2 protein-coding genes and 1 pseudogene are annotated in these 1,754 nt (G+C 54.1%); all 3 read right to left on the bottom strand.

What is annotated here, in order from left to right; all coding sequences use genetic code 11:
- Window positions 1-432, bottom strand: a 432-nt coding sequence (locus NFR99_RS15200; RefSeq protein WP_251354077.1) for a replication initiator protein A, incomplete at its 3' end; no start/stop codon positions are given.
- 122 nt (window positions 433-554) lie between these two features.
- A complete protein-coding gene (locus tag NFR99_RS15195) occupies window positions 555-941 on the bottom strand; it encodes a cysteine-rich VLP domain-containing protein (protein ID WP_016220906.1) in 387 nt (128 codons plus the stop codon).
- Window positions 931-1,754 (bottom strand): annotated as a pseudogene (locus NFR99_RS15190) (relaxase/mobilization nuclease domain-containing protein); the annotation flags it as partial. The gene NFR99_RS15195 and the pseudogene NFR99_RS15190, both read right to left, overlap by 11 nt.

Below are 1,754 nucleotides of genomic sequence, written 5' to 3'. Positions count from 1 at the left end.
TTTTCCGTCCAACGCAAAGGTCGGTTTTCCGTCCTTATGAGGGTCGCTTTTCCGGCTATCAGAGGGTCGGTTTTCCGGCTGTATGGCAGTCATATGGTCGGAAAACTGTACCACTGGCATTTGCGGTATTTTCACATAAAGACGGTTCGGTGCGGAGAAGCCCCGGCGTTCCCTCACCAGAAGCCCGGCAGCGTCCAGCTCGTTCAGTGCGCTTTTTATGGCGGTGCTGCCTTTATCCAGCATTTCCGTTATCTCCGAAACGGGATAGACAATATACGTCCTGCCCTCGCTGTCCTGCCAGCCGTTCTTCTGTGAGAGGGTGGAACGGTCAAGAAGCAGCCCATAGAGCAGCCTTGCAGTATGCGACAAGTCCATTTTCAGCAGAAAATAGGGATAGGGCAGAAAACGGGGCAATATGGTGTCGGCTGTGATGTAATCGGTTATGGTTCTCACCTCCTGTCTGTGGCTTCCTGTTACGCAGTTAAAACGCTGTTTTCGGGGGTAAAGGATAAATGTATCGGCTACCCTTTGAGGGCGGTCAAAAAAGCCTTGATTTACGGGGGTCTGGAATATCCTAAAGCGTGACATTTATCCCTCTGTTTCCGCTTGCGCTGTGCGGCTCGGATTCTTTTCATGCGTCCGGCGCACTCCGGGCAGTATTTCCCCCGGTTTGACTTGGGGAGAAAATACCCGCCGCACTCGGTACAGCGTTTCCTGTCTGCCCGGTGGAGTAGGGCGGCTTCCAGTTTCCCGTCCAGCGGCAGAACGGCGGTAATGAACCAGCGGCATAAAAGGGAATAGCTGATACTCTGGACGCATACGCAAGGCTCGCCGTTATCCAGCACAATACAGTTGCCGTTATCATAGTTACAGCACTCATGCACAAGGCGGCGGGCGGCTCTGTACTGTGGGTAGTCCATGTAGGGGCGTTTACCGTTCATTTTCCCGCCCCTTTCCCCGTTCCGGCTCACGGCGCAAGATTTTGTCAAGATTACTTTTCACGGTCTGCAATTCCCGGACGTTCTCTTTCTTCTCCCGGTACTCGTTGTAAAGGGCGTTTTTCGCTTTGGTAAGCTGCTCAATCTCCGCTTGTAAGGTCTTGGAAGATGGCAGTTTGGTAATGCCCTGTGCCTTGAAATACCGGGCGGCAGATTCGGCTATGATAAAATCGCTTTCGTGCTGCTCCCGGTAAGCTCTCCGGGCTTTCTCCGTTTTCTGCGCCCGCAATCCGTCACGGGCGGGTTTGGTCTTGATGTAGGCTAATAGCTGTTTCTGCAAGTCCTTTTTCTCCCGCAAGGTGCTTTCCACGGCTTTCAGTTTCCCGGTGGTTTCATGCAGTTCTGTACTGGCGGCGGCAAGGACGGCTTTCAGTTCTTCCGGGGAAGAAAAGCCGGATTCCTCGTAAACGCTCACGGTAGCTGCCATTTGCTTCAGATTGTGCAAACTCGCCCACTTCTCGTAGCCTTTCCCTTTGCCCTCGGCTCTCTTGGCGGCTATGTCTACCATGCGTTGTACTCCGTCATTTTTCGGGGCGTTTATGGCGGCACTGTTACGCTGTAAGCGGTCTTTTATGCTGTGGGGGTATTCCTGTTTGGGTGCGGGCGTTTCGGCGGCTCTGGCGGCGTTCTGTGCGTTTATGGTGAGTGCTTCCAGTATGGCGGCACGGTCAAAATCATCACCCAGTTTCCGGGCGGTGATGGGCTTCGTCCTGTCCGGGGTGAGATAGGATAGCCGCCCCCGGCTCTCCTTGACGG

The sequence above is a fragment of the Hominisplanchenecus murintestinalis genome (assembly GCF_943193015.1).
GTDB lineage: Bacteria > Bacillota > Clostridia > Lachnospirales > Lachnospiraceae > Hominisplanchenecus_A > Hominisplanchenecus_A murintestinalis.
This window is presented reverse-complemented; position numbering and strand designations above follow the sequence as displayed.